Consider the following 16550-nt stretch of genomic DNA (forward strand, 5'->3'; position numbering starts at 1 on the left):
TGCGCGCGCTGTCCCGGTCGCCGATGAGCTCCCTTGGCCGGTAAGGGCCAGCAGACGTTTGACTATACCGTCTGGACGGTTTACTTTCGATTCAGGCGGTAACTGTACCGTCCGGACGGTTTAGAAGGAGAGTGCGCCATGGCAGGGCGCAGGCAGTGGTGGTCGTTGGCGGTACTGGTGCTCCCGGTGCTGCTCATCAGCGTGGACATGACGGTGCTGGGCTTCGCGCTCCCCTACCTGAGCGAGGACCTCGCGCCGACCGGCGCGCAGCAGCTCTGGATCGTCGACATCTACTCGTTCATGCTCGCCGGGTTGCTTGTCCTGATGGGCACCCTCGGCGACCGGGTCGGACGGCGGAAACTGCTGCTCACCGGGGCTGTCGCGTTCGGCGCCGCGTCGGTGCTCGCCGCCTTCTCGACCAGCGCGATGATGCTGATCCTGGCCCGCGCGCTGCTCGGCGTCGGCGGGGCGACGCTGATGCCGTCGACACTTTCGCTGATCCGGAGCATCTTCGCCGACGCCCGTCAGCGCCGCTTCGCGATCGCGGTGTGGAGCGCCGGGTTCTCGGGCGGGATGGCGGTCGGGCCGGTGCTCGGCGGCTACCTCCTGGAGCACTTCTGGTGGGGTTCGGTGTTCCTCATCAACGTCCCGGTCATGGCGTTGCTGCTGGTCGCGGGCCCGTTCCTGCTGCCGGAGGCGCGCGACCCGAACCCGGGCCGCTTCGACCCGGCCTCGGCGGTCCTTTCGCTCGCCGCGATGCTGCCGGTCGTCTACGGCATCAAGCTCGTCGCCGAGCACGGTTTCACCTTCACCGCGGTGGTCGCGATCCTGGCCGGGCTGGCGCTGGGCGCGCTGTTCGTGCGTCGTCAGCGCAAGCTCGACGATCCGATGCTCGACCTGAAACTGTTCGCGGACCGGACGTTCAGCGTGTCGGTGGTGACGAACCTGCTCGGCGTGTTCGCGCTGGTCGGGCTGCTGTTCCTGATCCCGCAGTATCTGCAGCTCGTGCTCGGGTTCTCGCCGCTCGTCGCCGCCCTGTGGATGATTCCGGCGACGGTCGCCGGGATCGCCGGGGCGTTCGCCGCGGCGCAGCTGGCCAAGCACTTCCGGACTTCGACGCTCGTCGGCGGGGGGCTGCTGGCCGGGGTCGCCGGTTTCCTGGTGCTGACCCAGCTGGGCGCCGAGTCCGGCCTCGGCGCGGTGGTGATCGCGTTCGTGCTGGTCGGGGGTGGGGTCGCACAGTCGGAGACGCTGACGAACGACCTCGTCGTATCGGCCGCGCCGCCGGCCCGCGCCGGTGCCGCCTCGGCGATCTCCGAGACCGGGTACGAGCTCGGCGGCGCACTCGGCACGGCGATTCTGGGCAGCATCGCGACTGCGGTCTACCGCGGTGGGCACGCCGAGGGCACGCCGGACGCCGCTCGCGAGACGCTCGGTGCCGCCGTCGGCGCCGCCGCGCACCTGCCCGCCGAGCAGGCTCAGGCGTTGCTGGCCACGGCCAGGGCGGCCTTCGTGCAGGGGGTGCACGTAACCGCATGGGCGGGCGCGGCAGTGCTCCTCTATACGAGTGTTCAAGCGTTCGTTCTGCTGAATCGGAAGAAAAATTCCGCAGTGCGGATCTGATCGGGCTTACCATGGACTCATGGGCAACGACGCTTTGGTCAGCAAGCTCCGTGAGCACCTCGGCAAGGACGCGGTACTCACCGACACCGACGTCACCGCGTCCTACTCGCGGGACATGATGCCGCTGGCGCCGGTCGGCACCCCGCTCGCCGTGGTGCTGCCGTCCGACGTCGAAGGCGTCCAGGCCGTCGTGCGGGCGTGCGCCGAAGCGAGAGTCCCGATCGTGCCGCGCGGCGCCGGGAGCGGACTTTCCGGCGCCGCCAACGCGATCGACGGCTGTGTGGTGCTGGTGCTGACCAAGCTTGACCAGATCGTCGAGATCGACGAGGGCAACCGGCTCGCCGTCGTCCAGCCCGGCGTGGTGAACCTCGACTTCCGCAACGCCGTCGAGAAGCACGGGCTGTTCTATCCGCCGGACCCGTCCAGCTACGACTGGTGCACGATCGGCGGCAACCTGTCGACCAACGCGGGCGGGCTGTGCTGCGTGAAGTACGGCGTGACCACGGATTCCGTGCTGGGCCTGGAAATCGTGCTCGCCGACGGGTCGCTGCTCAAGACCGGACGGCGCACGGTCAAGGGCGTCGCGGGCTACGACCTGGCGAAGCTTTTCGTCGGCAGTGAGGGCACGCTCGGGGTCATCACGCAGGCGACTGTCGCGCTGAAACCGTTGCCACAGGCGCCTTCCACGCTTGTCGCGGGGTTCAACTCGACCGAGGCCGCTGGGGAGGCCGTCGCGCGGGTGGTGCGTGAAGGCCTGGTGCCGTCGCTGCTGGAGATCATGGACGCGACTTCGATCAAGGCGGCCGAGACGTACCTGAAGACGGATCTCGGCGCGGGCTCGGACTGCCAGGCCCTGCTGCTCGCGCAGTCCGACTCGGGTGCCGAAGTCGCCCAGCGAGAACTCGCTGTGCTGGAACAGATCTGCACCGACTGCGGTGCGGATCTGGTGTACGCCACCGACGACCTCGCCGAGGGCAACATGCTCCTGCAGGCGCGGCGGGTGGTGCTCACGGCGTTGGAGCAGTACGGGATCTGGCTGACCGACGACGTCTGCGTGCCGCGCACGCGTATCGCCGAGCTGATCCACGGCTGCCAGCGCGTCAGCGAGGAGGTCGGCCTGCGGATCGCGGTGGTCGGGCACGCCGGCGACGGCAACATGCACCCGACGATCGTCTATTCGCCGGGCAACGAGGACGAATTCGCCCGCGCGCAGAAGGCGTTCGACGCGATCCTCGAGATCGGGCTGTCGCTCGGCGGCACGGTGACCGGCGAGCACGGCGTCGGCAAGATCAAGCGCGAGTGGCTCGCGAAGGAGATCGGCCCGATCGGGATGCGCGTCCACCGCCAGATCAAGCAGGCCCTGGACCCCGAAAACCTCTTCAACCCCGGCTCGATGTTCTCCATGACCGACCTCTAGATCCGGCTTCAACTGTCCCTGAAGGCCACCATGACGGCGTTAAACGCCGTCATGGTGGCCTTCAGGGGCAATCGGATCGGGCTGCTGGTGAACCCGCTGCTGCTGTCCTCGGTCGGCCTCGAAGTCGCGCTCGGCGCGGCGGGGGTGCTGTGGGTGCTCGTGTACTCGGTCGAGCGTCGGCCGGTCGCGCTGGGTGTCGCGGTGGGCCTGTTCGCGCTGATCCGGCTCGACCTCGTGCTCATCGCACTGGTCGTTTTCCTGGCCCGCCAGGGTTTCTGGGAGGGTATCTGGCGCACGGCGTTCAGCGCGCTCGCGGCGATGCTGCCCTGGTTCGCCTTCAGCTGGTTCGTGCTCGGCTCCGCGGTCCCGGACACGCTGGTCATCAAGATGATGCGGCACTCCTGGGGCCCGTTCAGCTTCACCAACGGCCCACTGCTGTACTGGCACAACTTCCCCGCAGCGGCAACAGTTTCCTTCTTGCCGCTGCTGGCAGGCAGCGTATTGGGTCTACTGTGGACGTTCCAATACCTGCGTGGTTCCGAGCGCGCGAAGGAACTCCTTCCCTTTGCCGCCCTCGCCTTTGCTGGCGCGTTGCACTATGTCGCGTACTGCTGGCTCAAGGTGCCCCCGTATCACTGGTACTACGCCCCGAGCATCACCGGCGCGACGATTCTGCTCGCGGCAGGCGTCGCGGCGGTGCCCAGCCGGGTCCGGGTCGCCGCGGTCACGCTCGCCGGTGGCCTGCTCGCCGCGAGTGTCGCGGTTTACGCTTTTCCCGGCCTGCCAAGGCAGTTCGCCCCGATCAGCAGCAATCACGCGTCCTCGCACGTGTACCGCGAGATCGGGACGCAGCTGGCCGCCATGACCAGGGGACACACGGTCGAGAGCGTGGGCGAGGTCGGCGCGCTGGCCTACTCGTGCGACTGCAATCTCGTCGACCAGGCGATCGCCGACACCAAGAACCGCAGCGGAGAGCTCGGCCGTGCGTTGCTGGAGGCCAACTTCCGGTACTTCGACCACAGTGTCGAACCGGCGACGCCGGACCTGGTGCTCGCGACCACCAGGACGACGCCGCCGGTCTCGGCGCTGGCCAGCTGGACGATCAGCTCACCGTGGACGGGGACGCAACAGCCGTACCTGGTGCCCGCGAACGCTCCGCGCTGAACCGGTGTGACGCCCGCAGCGCGAGCGCGATCAGCACTCCCGCGACGGCGGGCGCCGCGGCCACCAGCCCGACGAAGCCCAGCCCCCAGCCGCCGGAAATGACCGCGCCGCCCAGCAACGGCCCGAGCGCGGCCGCCACGTTGAACGCCGAGATGTTCACCGAAGCCACCAGCCCGGACGCCGGTCCGGCCTGGCCCATCAGATAGGTGTGCAGCAGCGGTCCGGTCATGAAAGCGCTGGCGCCCAACAGGAACAGGCTGATCGCGCTCGTCACCCTGCCCTGCATGAGCAGGCCGTGGGCGAGCAGGACGAGCGCGAGCGCGCCGATGGTGAACGGCAGCACGCGGGTGATCCGGTCCGGGCTGACCCGCCCGGCGAGCGAGCTGCCCGCGATCGTGCCCACGCCGTACACCAGCAGCATGCCGGTGACCCAGGTGCCGCCGAAGCCGGTGACCTCGGTGAGCGTCGGCGCGACGTAGGTGAACGCGGTGATCATCCCGGTGAACGCGAGAATCGTGGTGGACAGGCCGAGCAGAATGGTGCGTTTGCCGAACACGTGCACGCTTTCGCGCACGGTCGGTTCGCGTTCGTGCTCGACCTTCGGGCAGGCGACCAGCACCCCGAGCAGCCCGATCAGGGTCAGCGCGGCGACCAGCAGGAACGACGCGCGCCAGCCGTACGACTGGCCGATCAGCGTGCCGACCGGGACGCCCAGCACGGTCGACAGCGCGATGCCGTTGACCACCTTGGCGATCGCGGCGGTCTGTTTCTCCGGCGCCACGGAGGCCATGGCGACCTGCGACGCGACGGAGAGGAAAAGGCCCTGTGCCAGCGCGCCGAGCATGCGCGCGCCCATCAGCAGGACGTAGGTGTGGGAGACGGACGAGAGCAGGGCGGCGGCGGTGGCCAGCGCCATCAGGCCGATCAGGAGGCCGCGCCGGGGCAGCCGCCCGGCGGCGACGGTCAGGATCGGGCCGCCGACGGCCACCGCGACGGCGTAGGCGGTGACGAGCAGGCCGGCGGTGGGCAGGGTGACGTCGAGATCCCCGGCCACCTCGGGCAGCACGCCGACGACGATGAACTCCGAAGTGCCAACGGCGAAGGCGCACAACATCAGAATGAGTACGATCACGTTTGTACGCTAAACTCTGACATTGACGTCAAGGTCTACCTTTCATGAGGCATACCTCTTTTCCGGCGTTGGGGGAATAAATCGTGCGTATCAGTGAACTGGCCGCGCGGACGGGCGCGACAGCCCGGATGCTGCGCTACTACGAACAGCACGGCTTGTTGCGGCCGAGTCGCACCGAGGGCGGCTTCCGCGTCTTCGGCGAGGACGACGTCGAGCGGGTCGGCCGGATCCGGTGCCTGCTCGCGGCCGCGTTGCCGATCGACATCATCCGGATCGTGCTCGCCTGCACCGGGGAACGCGAGATCCTGATCCCGGAGGCGGAGGCCTGCCGCCCGCTGATGGACCTGCTGGAGGGCGAGTTCGACACGTTGAGCAACAGGATCGACGAGCTCGCCAACAGCCGCGAGGCCCTGCGCGGCGTGCTCGACGACGTCCGGGAAACCTTGGCGCGGCAACCACATCCGGCCTGTCCCTGAAGGCCACCATCACGGCGTTAAACGCCGTGATGGTGGCCTTCAGGGGCAATCGAAGCTAGGTGCGGGAGAGGACGGCGGTGATTTCGAGCGTGAGGTCGAATTCGCGGCCGCCGCCCATGCGCTGGCCGTAGGTGAGGCCGAACGCCGTCCGGTCGATCACCGTGGTGGCCCGCGCGGTGAACAGGCCGTCCTCGATGTGCGTGTTTTCGATCGCCGAGACGACCTTTCGCGCGGTGTCGCGCACGGTCAACGTCCCGGCGAGTAGCCAGCGCTGAGCTTCCTCGTAGACCCGACCGCCGGTGAACGTGATCAGCGGGTGGTCACGGCTGTGCAGAAAGCGCCGTGAGCGGATCTCGTCGTCGCGCGTTCGGCTGCCGCTCGCGAAGCTGGCGGCGTCGATCTCGGCCTCGGCCAGCGAGTCCGTCACCGGTTCGGCGACCACTATCCGGCCGCCGGTGAGCGCGAACGTGCCGGTCACCGTGGACATGCCGAACAGGTGGGTTCCGGCGATGGTGATCCGCGACCGCGCCGGGTCGAGCCGGTACTCGCCGACGGGCGGGACGGTCACGCTCACGTGACCCTTTCCCGCTGCCAAAGGGTGTTCATGGTGCCCTCCCTCGCGAGCATCACCTGGGTGACGATCTGCAGCAGCACGAAGCTGGCGATCGAGAGCCCGGTGTCCAGCGCGGGCACCGAGTCCACCGCCAGCGTATAGGCCATCGCGATGCTCACGCCGCTGTGGGCGAGCCCGCCCACACCCCACACGAGCGCGAGCACCCGCCAGACACGCCGGAACGACGCCCGCTCCTCCCAGAGCTCATCCAGCCGGTCCGCGCGGCCCGGGAGCAGGGATTTCGTCATCAGGAAGGTCACCGGCCGCTTGCCGAGGAACGACCCCGCGGTGAGCCAGACCCCCGCCAGCAGGCTGAACCAGGCGCCCCGCACGAGCGCCAGCCGTGCGTCGCCGGTGAGGAGCGACGAGACGACGCCGACCGCGATGACGGCCAGCACGAACGCGCCCATGCCGTCGACCCGCCGCTGCCGCACCGACGTGTGGACGATGCGCAGGGCGGGCGGCAGGCCACTGAGCGTCAGCGCCCACAGCGAGTCGACGCCGAACGCGCGGAGCAGGTAGTACCCCGCCACCGGGGCCAGGATGTCGCACACCAGCGCGCCGATCGCGGAGCTTGCCTTGGGGGTCATGCCCCGAGTCTCGCCTGCCCGGTGACCTGCGGATATCGGGTCGATGGTCCTTCCGGGTCAACCGATCGGCTGATCAGTCGGCCCGGCCGATCTCGACCTGCTCCAGGACGGCGAGCGCGTCGGGCACGAGCACGGCGGCGGAGTAGTAGGCGCTGACGAGGTAGGAGGCGACGGCCTGGTCGTTGATGCCCTTGAACCGGACGTTCAGCCCGGGCTCGCGCTCGTCGGGCAGCCCGGTCTGGCGCAGGCCGACGACCCCCTGGGCGTCCTCGCCGGTGCGCATCAGCAGGACGGAACTGGTGCGGGTTCCGGTGACCGGGATCTTGCCGCACGGCAGGATGGGCACGCCGCGCCAGGCCGGGACCTGATGGCCGTTGAGGTCGGCGCTGCCCGGGTAGACGCCCAGTTTGTTGCACTCCCTGGCGAACGCGGCGATGGAGCGCGGGTGGGCGAGGAAGAACCCGGGTTCCTTCCACACCAGCGAAAGCAGCTCGTCGAAGTCGTCGGGCGTCGGCGGGCCGGTGCGGGTCGGGACGCGCTGGGCGAAGTCGGCGTTGTGGAGCAGGCCGAAGTCGGGGTTGTTGACCATCTCGTGTTCCTGGCGCTCGCGCAGCGCCTCGACGGTCAGCCTGAGCTGCTGCTCCAGCTGGTCCATCGGCTCGTTGTAGAGGTCGGTGACCCGGGTGTGCACCCGCAGCATCGTCTGCGCGACGCTCAGCTCGTACTCACGTGGCTCGCTGTCGTAGTCGACGAAGGTGCTGGGCAGCCGCGGCTCGCCGTCGTGGCCGGAGGCGAGTTCGATCTCCGCCTCACCGTGGTCGTTGCGCGAGTCGCCCTGCCCGGCGCGCACGTCGTCGAGATGGGCGCGCAGATCCTCGGCCTGGTCGAGGATTTCGTCCCACGCCCGCCGGGAGAGCGTCAGCACCGTGGCCGCGGTGACGGCCTTCGCGGTGAACTCCCACAGCCCGTCCTGGCTGGTGAGCAGCTGCTCACCGAGGTACTCCCCGCCCGCGAGCAGGCCCAGCACCGTCTGGTCCCCGTACTCGCCGGTGCCGATCTTGGTGATCTTGCCGTGCGCGATGAGCACGACCTGGTCGCACGCGCCGCCGAACTCGACGATCACCTCACCCGGCTCGACCTCACGCTGCACGAACCGGCCGGCCAGCGCGGTGAGTGTCTCCTCGTCGTCGAAACCGCGCAACGAAGGGAGTTCACGGAGTTCCTGTGGCACGACCCGCACGTGGGAGCCGGTCGCGACGAAGGTGATCCGGCCGTCCCCGAGGGTGTAGCTGAGCCGCCGGTTGACGCGGTAGGTGCCGCCGTCGACTTCGAGCCACGACAGCAGCCGGAGCAGCCAGCGGCTCGATTTGGCCTGCATCTGCGGCACGGACTTCGTCGTCGTCGCGAGTGTGCGCGCGGCGTCGCGGCCCAAGCTCAGCTGGGGCGTCGGGTCCGTGACAGTCACCGTGAGAACCACCAATCATCGGGAATGTGTTTCCGCTGCTGAATACGCGTCGGCGCGAAACGGTGAAATCACCGTAGCAAGGCTCGTTGGTGGCGCAAGCACTCAAACGGGTTGTCGACGGCCGGGCCCGTTATTCACGGACTGTTGCCCGTCCGTAATCCCTTCGGAAAAATATGCTCTCGAATGGGGGTGGTCGCACCCACGCACGGCTTACTCGGCTGGCCGTCGAATAGGCCAAGCAGGCAAGGGATCGCCACGGCGGCGCGTACCGGAGTGAACCACGGCGGAGATTCTTGCCCTCCTTCGCCGTTCGAAGTTAGCGTTGCGCTCGATCTTCCCGGTACTCAACAAAAGCCGATGCCGTGTGCAAGGAGTTCACCGAATGACCTCTCTCGACCAGCCTGTGTTGCGCACCGCCTACCAGAAGTCGATCGCCGACTACTGGGACAAGGAAAAGGATCCCGTCAACCTCCGGCTCGGCGACGTGGACGGCCTCTACCACCACCACTACGGGCTCGGCGCCTACGACCCCGCTGTCCTCGACGGCCCGGACGAGGGGGTCATCGCCGAGATGCACCGGCTCGAGAGCGCGCAGGCCGAGGTCCTGCTTGACCACCTCGGCCCCATCGCGCCCGGCGACCGGCTGCTGGACGCCGGCTGTGGCCGCGGCGGCAGCAGCATCATGGCCAACCACCGGTTCGGCTGCCAGGTGGACGGCGTGTCGATCTCGCGGCAGCAGGTCGACTTCGCGAACGGCGAGGCCGGGAAGCGCGGCGTCGACGGCCAGGTCAAGTACCACGTCCGCAACATGCTGGACACCGGTTTCGAGACCGGCGCCTTCGCGGGCATCTGGAACAACGAGAGCACGATGTACGTCGACCTGTTCGAGCTGTTCGCCGAGCACGCCCGCCAGCTGCGGCCCGGCGGCCGCTACGTGACGATCACCGGCTGCTACAACGACGTCACGGGTGGCCGGTCGCGCGCGGTGAGCCAGATCGACCAGCACTACATCTGCAACATCCACGCTCGCGGCGAGTACTTCAAAGCCTTGGCCGCCAACGGTTTCGTGCCGATCAGCGTCGTCGACCTGACCGCCGACACGATCCCCTACTGGGAACTGCGGGCGCAGTCGTCGGTCGCCACCGGCATCGAGGACCCATTCCTCACGGCCTATCGCGAAGGCAGCTTCCACTACCTGCTCATCGCCGCCGACCGCATCTGAGCGGGCCGCTCCGCCAGAAAGGACCAGGGATGATCGACACGGCTCCCGCCGTCGCAGCACCCGGGGCAGGCGCGCCGCCTGGTTGTCCTTTGTGGACGGCCGTCACTCCTGCCGTGCTGACCGGGCCGTCCGGTATCGGCACGTCCGCCGCCAGGGTCGCGCCCCGCTTCGCGCCATCGGGTGGCGACCCGGCGTACGCGGAGCTGCCCTGGGGTGACGGGAGCGCGCCACCGCTGTACCGCCCCGTCGTCGAGCGGGTCAACGAGCCGCTCGCCGACGAGGTCGACCGGCGGCTGGTCGCCTGGGCGGCGGAGTGCGGGTTCACCGGTGCGGGCCTCGAGCAGATCGCCAAGGCCGGGTTCGGGCGGCTCGCGATGCTCGCCCACCCCGGCTGCGACGACCCGGACCGGCTGCTGATCGCGGCACAGCTGAACGCCGTCTGGTGGGCCGCGGACGACTACTACGCCGACGACAGCGCACTCGGCGCCGCCCCGACGGAGCTCCCGCCCCGACTGGCGCTGGTGATGGCGGCGATGGACCCGGTCGCCCCGGCGGGCGAGTTCTCCGTCTCGCTCGCCGAGGCGCTCCGGGCGGACCCGATCCTCGTCGGGTTGAACTCGGGGCTCGCGCATCTGTCAAGGCACGGCACCCCCGTGCAGGCCCAGCGGGTCTGTTACTCGACGTTCGCGATGTTCGTGTCCTGGGACGCCTACGCGGCTTGGCGCTACACCGGCGCCTACCCTCCGGCGTGGGAGTATCTCGCCGCCCGCCAGCACGACAGTTTTTACACCTCGATGACCCTCGTCGACGTCGTCGACGGTTACGAGTTGCCCGCGCCCCTCTACTACGACCCCCGCGTCCGCCGGGCCATGATGCAGGCGGGCACCGCGTGCGTGCTGGTGAACGACCTCTACTCGGTGGCGAAGGACGCCGCCGACGAGAACCCGGTCTGCAACATGGTCCTGCAGATCGCCGCCGACCGGAGCTGTTCGATCGAGGAGGCGACCGAGGTCACCGTCGAGCTCCACAACACCCTCGTGCGCGATTTCGAGGCGGGCCACCAGGCCCTCCTGGCCGTACCGTCCCCTGACCTGCACCGGTTCCTCAAGGGGGTCCGGGCCTGGATGGCGGGCGGCTTCGAGTGGCACGCCACCAACCCCCGCTACCACACCTGACCCCGAAACTCACTGTCGATGGTCCCTGAAGGCCACCATCACGGCGTTTAACGCCGTCATGGTGGCCTTCAGGGACTTCTGGGTTAGCGGCGGGTCAGGGCGCGGGCGGCTTTCATCGGCGCCAGGACGTCGTGGAGGTGCAGGGCCGAGCCGTCCGCGAAAGTGAAGCGCAGCAACGTTTTCGGCGGGAAGCTGCGGCCGCCGAGCATCGAGTCGACCCCGCGCACGACGTCGGCGCGATGCTCCTCGAACGTCGTGAACGGGCCCGCGCCCTCCGCCGGTTTCGCGAGCCGTTTCGTCGCGTAGACCAGCGCGAAGCGCCGGTCGGTCAACGTCAGCCGTGCCTCGCCCAGTGACGACGCGCAATGGTCGGCGACGCGGACGGCGAACTGGTCCGGGGTCTGCGCGACGGCGTGGTAAGCGAGCGCCGGGTCGTCCGTCCAGTCCTCGTCCGGGAGGTCCGCCGACGGCACCGGCCAGCGTGCCGGGCCGGAGACCTCCGGCAACTCGCGGGCCGGGACGTGCGGGAGGTGGCGAACCTCGCCCAGCCGGAGGCTGACGTGCCCGTGGACCTGGGACAGGCCCAGCAGCAGCCGTTCGCCCGGCTGGAGCCAGAACTGCGTCAGCTCCCGCTCGACGATCTCGTCGACCTCGGTGGCGGTCTTCTCGGCGAGGTTCACCGGCTGCTCCCGTTCGTCCGGTCCAGCAGCCAGGCGAACAGCGCGGGATCCTCGACGTCGAACAAGAGGTCGAATCCCGATCCATCCACAAGGGACAGACGGAGGCAAGGCTTGCGTTTCTTCCTTTGCGCCAAAGCGAAACCGCCGATCCCAGCGCGCGGCAGCTCGGCGCGAACGGTCATTTCGTGTGCTGTCGCCGGTTCGCCCTCGCGGTTCTCGCCGTACGTCTTCGTGCGGTCGGCGATGATCTCGACGATGCCCTTGCCCGTCTTCGCCAGCCCCTTGCCGAACCCGACGGCCTTGGCCAGGAACGACGCCGGTTCCACGACCTCCGGCGGGGGAACGACCCCCAGCACGACAAGCCTTTCCGTGGTCAACGCCCAGACCCGGCGCGGATGCCCGACCGGGCCGAGTTCGCGCAGGAACTCGTGCGCCGCCACCCCCGGCCGGTCGCCGAACGCGATCACCTGGGGCGGCAGCGGCCGGTCCGTCCCGCTGTCGGCCCCGCCGCCGAGCACGCCGTCGACGAACCCGCCCGCGACGCCCGCCGCGCCGCCGCCGAGCTTGCGCAGCATTCCCTTTTCCGGCTGCCCCAGCGCGTCCAGCCCGCGGATGTCGTAGTTGAACACCCGGCCGTAGGCGGCCCAGAGCAGCCGCTCACCCGGGTTCAGCGAAGGCAGCGCCTGCGACGCGGCGCCCAGCGGATCGGCGAGGCTCACTCGTCGACCGAGAACCCGCGATCGGTCGCCTCGCGGCGTTCTTCCTCCGACGACGGGTCCTGCGATTCGTTGTAGCCGTACTTCACACCCTGCTCGATCCCCTGCTCGACGATGTTGCCCGCGCTGCCGCGGAAGGCCGCCTTGCCGATGCTGGTGGTGCCGCTCAGCCCGGCCGCGCGCAGCCCGGCCTCGGTGAGGTTCGTGGTCAGCGCGTCTGAGCCCTCGCCGCCCACGCCGAATCGCCCGGCGAACTTGTTGCCGGTCTTCGACGCGCCGGTCAGCGGGTTGGCCTTGGTGAGGAGCTTGCCCAGCGGGTGCTTGTCGATCTGGTCGGCGAGCCGCTTCTCCAGGAAGTTGCCGTTGCGCAGGCCTTCGGCCTTCTCGACGACCTTCTTCAGCGGGCCGTTGCGCAGCATCTTGAGGATGTCCTCGAGCTTCTCGATCAACGGCTTGAGCTTGCCGAGCAGCTCCTTGACCTTCAGCGCGAGGCGGCTGCCGGTGAGCCCGACCTGGCCGGTGGTGGCCGCGCCCGCCGCGCCGAGCGACGCACCCGCGGTGATCCACGACGCGGCCAGCGCGGCCAGCCACTCGATGATCAGGCCCATCACGAGCTCTTGGATGATGTCGATGACGATCTCGACGAACGCGTCGAACAGGTCGGCCGCGATCTCCAGGATCTGCTGCAGCCCGCGGACGTCGTTGGCGAACGCCGTCGCGCCGCCGGAGAACTCCGACATCTGCGTGCGGAACGCGTCGCCGCCCTCACCGGCCCACGGCTGCTTGGTGGCGTCCGCGCGCTTCTGCTCGTGCTCGCCGACCCCGTCGAGCCACCCCGCGACCTGCTCCCAGCCCTTGGCGGTGCTGCGCATCTGCTCCGGGTCGCCGATGGCGGGTTCGAGCACGAACTCGACCAGCGGGCTGATCACGATGCCGATCAGGAAGCCCAGCCCGTTGTTCATGAACGAGTCGCCGGGGCTCGTGACCAGCTGCAGCTGCTCCATCCGGGCGTGCACGGCGGCGATGGCGACGTCCGGCGGGCTGCTCGCCTGCGCGACCTCGGTGCTGGTCGACAGCCACGAGCTGCCGTAGCCGCCGTTCTGCTCCAGGTAGCTCTTGCGGCCCGCGTCACCCGCGTGGTTGACGTCGCTGAGGCTGCCGGGCCCGCCGCCGCCGTCCCCGAGGCCCGCGCCCAGCGTGCCCATCGTCTCGGCGGTGCCCGTCTCCTGGGAGCCGTACGCCTGCGCGGCCAGTGTCGTCTTGTCCGCCACCTGCTCCATGAAGGACTTCGCCTGCTCGGCGAGGTCCTGGCACTCCTGCAGGCCGTCGAAGTACTTGAACGCCATCAGCTCGCCGAGCGGGCCGAAGCAGTCGTCGCTGACCCGCGCCTGCTGGAGCAGGTTCGCGAGACTGCCGAAGTTGCCGGCGGCCTGCTTCGAGCCGGAAGCGTGCGCTGTCAGCGCTTCGGTCTGTACCTGGTATCCGGTCACGCTGGCCTCACCTCAGAATCGAACCGCCGAAATTCTCGTCTTCGACGTCGTCGGGTCGTGGGCGGTTCCGCCCCGGGGGCGGCGATTGCCGGACTTGTGCCGGTTCGGCCGCCGTGGGCGGTACGGGAGGGGGAGCCGCCGGAAGGGACTCGGCAGGCGGCGGCGCACTCGGGCCGAGTGGCTCGACGTGCGCGTTGAAGGCCTGCTTGAACTGCTCGGCGCGCTCGCCGAGGATCGGCTGGACGGCCTCTTCGAGCGCGCTCGCGGCCTGCTGCGTGGCCTGCCTGATCGTGGCGAGGATCTCCTGCTGCAACGCGGTGTGCGAGCGCCGCATCGCCTGCGGGCCGAGCTGCAGGCCCAGCACCGCGCCGGACGGCGCGACCGTCACGGTCACCGATCCGTCGCCGTTGCGCGCGCTGCCGCGCAGCCCGGCGATCCGGTCCTTCAGCTCGGCGGCCTTCGCGGCCTGCTCCTGGAAGGAACGGATCTTCTCGTCCAGCCTTGCTTCCCGGTCCATGGAAGTGTCTCCGGTTCCGTACCTGACAAAAGGGGACCCCCGTCGCACTATATGCGACGAAAGTCCCCTTCCGTTGGTTCCCGGCCTAGATGGGTAGTTTGCGGAAGATCGGGCGCGGCACGTGCCGCAGCGCCGACATCACGAGCCGGAACGGCGCGGGCGACCACACCAGGTCCTTGCCCTTGCGGGCGGCGTCGACCGACAGCGCGGCGACCTGCGCGGCGTCCTGGGTCAGCGGGGCGTCCTTCAGGCCGTCGGTCATCTTGGTCCTGACCTGGCCAGAGCGGACGACGGTCACCTTGACCCCGTGCTCGGCCAGCGCCTCGCCGAGGCCGAGGTAGAAGCCGTCGAACCCGGCCTTGGACGAGCCGTAGACGAAGTTCGACCGCCGCACGCGCTCGCCGGCGACCGAGGACAGCGCGATGATCGTGCCGTGCCCTTGCGCCTTCAGCTTCTCCGACAGCGCGACGCCCACGGAGACGGCTGCGGTGTAGTTCACGGTCGCCGCCTCGACGGCCTTCGCGTGGTCCTGCCAGAGCTCCTCGGGGTCACCGAGCAGGCCGAACGCGACGACGCTGACGTCGATGTCGCCGCTTTCGAACGCCTTCGCGAGCACGGCGGGGTGCGAGGCGGTGTCCAGCGCGTCGAAGTCGACGGTCGACACCTCGGCGCCCTTGTCCTTCAAACGCTGGGAGGCGGCGTCGAGCCGCGGCGACGGACGCGCGGCGAGGACGACCCGCAGCGGGCGCTCGGCGAGGTACTTCTCGGCGATCGCGAGCGCGATGTCGGAAGTGCCGCCCAGTAGCAGCAGGGACTGGGGGTTACCCACGGCGTCGATCACAGTTCCAACCTTCGGGACATGTCAGAGGCGAATACGCCTTCGGGGTCTACGGAGGCGCGGACCTTGCGCCATTCTTCGAGACGCGGGTACATCTTCGCGAAGTTCTCCGGCGTCGTGCGCGAGTCCTTGGCGGTGTAGAGCCGCCCGCCCAGCGCCAGGACGTCCTCGTCGAGCTCCTGGCAGAACCTGCTCAGCCCGGCCTTGATCGGGAAGTCGAGGCAGACCATCCAGCCGGGGTGCGGGAACGACAGCGGCGCCGCGTTGCCCTCGCCCATCTGCTTGAACACGTTCAGGAACGACACGTGCCCGGAGTCGGCGACCTTCTGGAGGATCCGGCGGAGGTCATCGTGGGCGTTGAGCGGCGTGCTGAACTGGTACTGCAGGAAACCCTTCGAGCCGTACGCCCTGTTCCACTCGCCGAACAGGTCCAGCGGGTGGTAGAAGGCCACCAGGCTCTGGATCTGATCGCGCGCGTTCTTGGCGGTCTTGCGGTAGTACAGCTCGCCGATCGCGGTGAACGACAGCTTGTTGGCGAGCCCGTTCGGGAACACGTCCGGCAGCGTCACGAGCTGGCCGGGGTTGAACTTCAGTGGGTCCGCGCGCAGCTTGGGCGGCAGTTCGTCGAGCTTGGCCAGCGAGCCGCGCTGGAAGGCCGCGCGGCCGAGCTTCTTGCCGCGCGACATCGAGTCGAACCACCCGGACGAGTAGGTGTAGTTGTCCTCGGAGCCGTCGGTGACCAGCTCGAGGGTCTCGTCGAGGTTCGCGGTGCGCTGGATGTCGGCCTTGAAGTACGCCGTCTCCGTGCGCGTCATCCGGATCTTCGCGCGCAGGATGATGCCGGTCAGGCCGATGCCCGCGACCGTCGCCCAGAACAGGTCCGACTCGGGGCCGTCCGGGGTGATGGTGCGGACCTGGCCATCGGCGGTCAGCAGGTCCATCGACACGACGTGGTTGCCGAAGCTGCCCGCGCTGTGGTGGTTCTTGCCGTGGATGTCGTTCGCGATCGCGCCGCCGATGGTCACCTGGCGCGTGCCGGGCAGCACCGGGACCCACAGGCCGTGCGGCAGGCCCTCGCGCATCAGCTGGTCGAGGCTGACCCCGGCGTCGACGTCCACGATCGCCGAATCGGCGTCGATCGAGTGGACGCGGTTCAGCGGGGTCATGTCGACCACCAGGCCGCCCGCGTTCTGCGCCGGGTCGCCGTAGGAGCGGCCGAGCCCGCGGGCGACGACACCGCGCTCACCCGCCTGGGTCACGGCGCGGGCGATGGCCTCGACGTCGGGGGTGCTCAGCACGTCGGCGACGGTCGGCGACGTCCTGGCCCAGCCGGTGAGCGTCTGCCGGTGTGTTTTGGAATTCAGCACGGTTCGCGTCCTTGGGTCACCCGACCAGGGTAACCACGCCGAAGACTGCCCGAGATGTGACCCTG

Annotated in this window: 16 protein-coding genes; 6 read left to right on the top strand and 10 right to left on the bottom strand. The window is 69.2% G+C overall.

Annotated elements, in window-relative coordinates:
- Positions 1-138: 138 nt before the first annotated feature.
- The 3 genes from QMK34_RS10285 to QMK34_RS10295 are packed head-to-tail and all read left to right on the top strand — an operon-like array spanning position 139 to position 4204.
- Positions 139-1623, top strand: a complete 1485-nt coding sequence (locus tag QMK34_RS10285) for an MFS transporter (protein WP_326413483.1) — start codon at positions 139-141, stop codon at positions 1621-1623.
- 19 nt (positions 1624-1642) lie between these two features.
- Positions 1643-3040 (top strand): FAD-binding oxidoreductase, encoded by a 1398-nt coding sequence (locus QMK34_RS10290; RefSeq protein ID WP_326413484.1) that lies wholly within the window; start codon positions 1643-1645, stop codon positions 3038-3040.
- A 30-nt stretch (positions 3041-3070) separates the two neighbouring features.
- The gene (locus QMK34_RS10295) at positions 3071-4204 is read left to right on the top strand and encodes a hypothetical protein (RefSeq protein WP_326413485.1); all 1134 of its coding nucleotides are present in this window, start codon (positions 3071-3073) and stop codon (positions 4202-4204) included.
- Here the strand turns inward: QMK34_RS10295 and QMK34_RS10300 are convergent.
- Entirely contained in the window at positions 4143-5336 is a 1194-nt protein-coding gene (locus QMK34_RS10300; RefSeq protein ID WP_326413486.1) for an MFS transporter, read from the bottom strand. The genes QMK34_RS10295 and QMK34_RS10300 overlap by 62 nt on opposite strands.
- 83 nt (positions 5337-5419) lie before the next feature.
- Here QMK34_RS10300 and QMK34_RS10305 point away from each other — a divergent pair, with 83 nt between their 5' ends.
- Positions 5420-5812, top strand: a complete 393-nt coding sequence (locus tag QMK34_RS10305; protein WP_326413487.1) for a MerR family transcriptional regulator — start codon at positions 5420-5422, stop codon at positions 5810-5812.
- A gap of 55 nt (positions 5813-5867) precedes the next feature.
- Here the strand turns inward: QMK34_RS10305 and QMK34_RS10310 are convergent, their stop codons facing one another.
- The 3 genes from QMK34_RS10310 to QMK34_RS10320 form a co-directional block, all read right to left on the bottom strand.
- Positions 5868-6380 carry a YceI family protein gene (locus QMK34_RS10310; RefSeq protein ID WP_326413488.1) on the bottom strand — a complete coding sequence of 171 codons (513 nt, stop codon included), beginning with the start codon at positions 6378-6380 and terminating at the stop codon, positions 5868-5870.
- A 2-nt stretch (positions 6381-6382) separates the two neighbouring features.
- Positions 6383-7015 (bottom strand): VC0807 family protein, encoded by a 633-nt coding sequence (locus QMK34_RS10315; RefSeq protein ID WP_326413489.1) that lies wholly within the window; start codon positions 7013-7015, stop codon positions 6383-6385.
- Positions 7016-7088: 73 nt separating this feature from the next.
- Positions 7089-8480: a family 2B encapsulin nanocompartment shell protein gene (locus QMK34_RS10320; RefSeq protein ID WP_326413490.1), complete on the bottom strand. Its 1392-nt coding sequence runs from the start codon at positions 8478-8480 to the stop codon at positions 7089-7091.
- A 382-nt stretch (positions 8481-8862) separates the two neighbouring features.
- Here QMK34_RS10320 and QMK34_RS10325 point away from each other — a divergent pair, with 382 nt between their 5' ends.
- A complete protein-coding gene (locus QMK34_RS10325) occupies positions 8863-9702 on the top strand; it encodes a geranyl diphosphate 2-C-methyltransferase (protein ID WP_326413492.1) in 840 nt (279 codons plus the stop codon).
- 29 nt (positions 9703-9731) lie between these two features.
- Positions 9732-10877, top strand: coding sequence for a family 2 encapsulin nanocompartment cargo protein terpene cyclase (locus tag QMK34_RS10330; protein ID WP_326413494.1), 1146 nt, complete (start codon positions 9732-9734; stop codon positions 10875-10877).
- 83 nt (positions 10878-10960) lie between these two features.
- On the opposite strand, the gene QMK34_RS10335 is transcribed toward QMK34_RS10330, so the two are convergent.
- From QMK34_RS10335 to QMK34_RS10360, 6 genes are all read right to left on the bottom strand, one after another.
- On the bottom strand, positions 10961-11557 hold the full coding sequence (locus QMK34_RS10335) for a hypothetical protein (protein WP_326413495.1): 597 nt from the start codon (positions 11555-11557) through the stop codon (positions 10961-10963).
- Positions 11554-12276: a hypothetical protein gene (locus QMK34_RS10340; RefSeq protein WP_326413496.1), complete on the bottom strand. Its 723-nt coding sequence runs from the start codon at positions 12274-12276 to the stop codon at positions 11554-11556. The genes QMK34_RS10335 and QMK34_RS10340 overlap by 4 nt, the downstream gene beginning before the upstream one ends.
- Complete coding sequence (locus QMK34_RS10345) at positions 12273-13763, bottom strand: WXG100 family type VII secretion target (protein WP_326413497.1); 1491 nt, start codon at positions 13761-13763, stop codon at positions 12273-12275. Before QMK34_RS10345 ends, QMK34_RS10340 begins: the two co-directional genes overlap by 4 nt.
- Before the next feature lie 7 nt (positions 13764-13770).
- Positions 13771-14280 (bottom strand): YbaB/EbfC family nucleoid-associated protein, encoded by a 510-nt coding sequence (locus QMK34_RS10350; RefSeq protein ID WP_326413498.1) that lies wholly within the window; start codon positions 14278-14280, stop codon positions 13771-13773.
- An 85-nt stretch (positions 14281-14365) separates the two neighbouring features.
- Entirely contained in the window at positions 14366-15121 is a 756-nt protein-coding gene (locus QMK34_RS10355; protein ID WP_326413499.1) for a decaprenylphospho-beta-D-erythro-pentofuranosid-2-ulose 2-reductase, read from the bottom strand.
- Entirely contained in the window at positions 15118-16485 is a 1368-nt protein-coding gene (locus QMK34_RS10360; protein WP_326413500.1) for an FAD-binding oxidoreductase, read from the bottom strand. Before QMK34_RS10360 ends, QMK34_RS10355 begins: the two co-directional genes overlap by 4 nt.
- Positions 16486-16550 lie beyond the last annotated feature (65 nt).

The organism is Amycolatopsis sp. H20-H5, from assembly GCF_035828755.1.
In the GTDB taxonomy this organism is placed as follows: Bacteria; Actinomycetota; Actinomycetes; order Mycobacteriales; family Pseudonocardiaceae; genus Amycolatopsis.

Coding starts and splice junctions, on each gene's coding strand:
- QMK34_RS10285 (WP_326413483.1), top strand. CDS start 139: ATGGCAGGGCGCAGGCAGTGGTGGTCGTTGGCGGTACTGGTGCTCCCG.
- QMK34_RS10290 (WP_326413484.1), top strand. CDS start 1,643: ATGGGCAACGACGCTTTGGTCAGCAAGCTCCGTGAGCACCTCGGCAAG.
- QMK34_RS10295 (WP_326413485.1), top strand. CDS start 3,071: ATGACGGCGTTAAACGCCGTCATGGTGGCCTTCAGGGGCAATCGGATC.
- QMK34_RS10315 (WP_326413489.1), bottom strand. CDS start 7,015: ATGACCCCCAAGGCAAGCTCCGCGATCGGCGCGCTGGTGTGCGACATC.
- QMK34_RS10325 (WP_326413492.1), top strand. CDS start 8,863: ATGACCTCTCTCGACCAGCCTGTGTTGCGCACCGCCTACCAGAAGTCG.
- QMK34_RS10330 (WP_326413494.1), top strand. CDS start 9,732: ATGATCGACACGGCTCCCGCCGTCGCAGCACCCGGGGCAGGCGCGCCG.
- QMK34_RS10350 (WP_326413498.1), bottom strand. CDS start 14,280: ATGGACCGGGAAGCAAGGCTGGACGAGAAGATCCGTTCCTTCCAGGAG.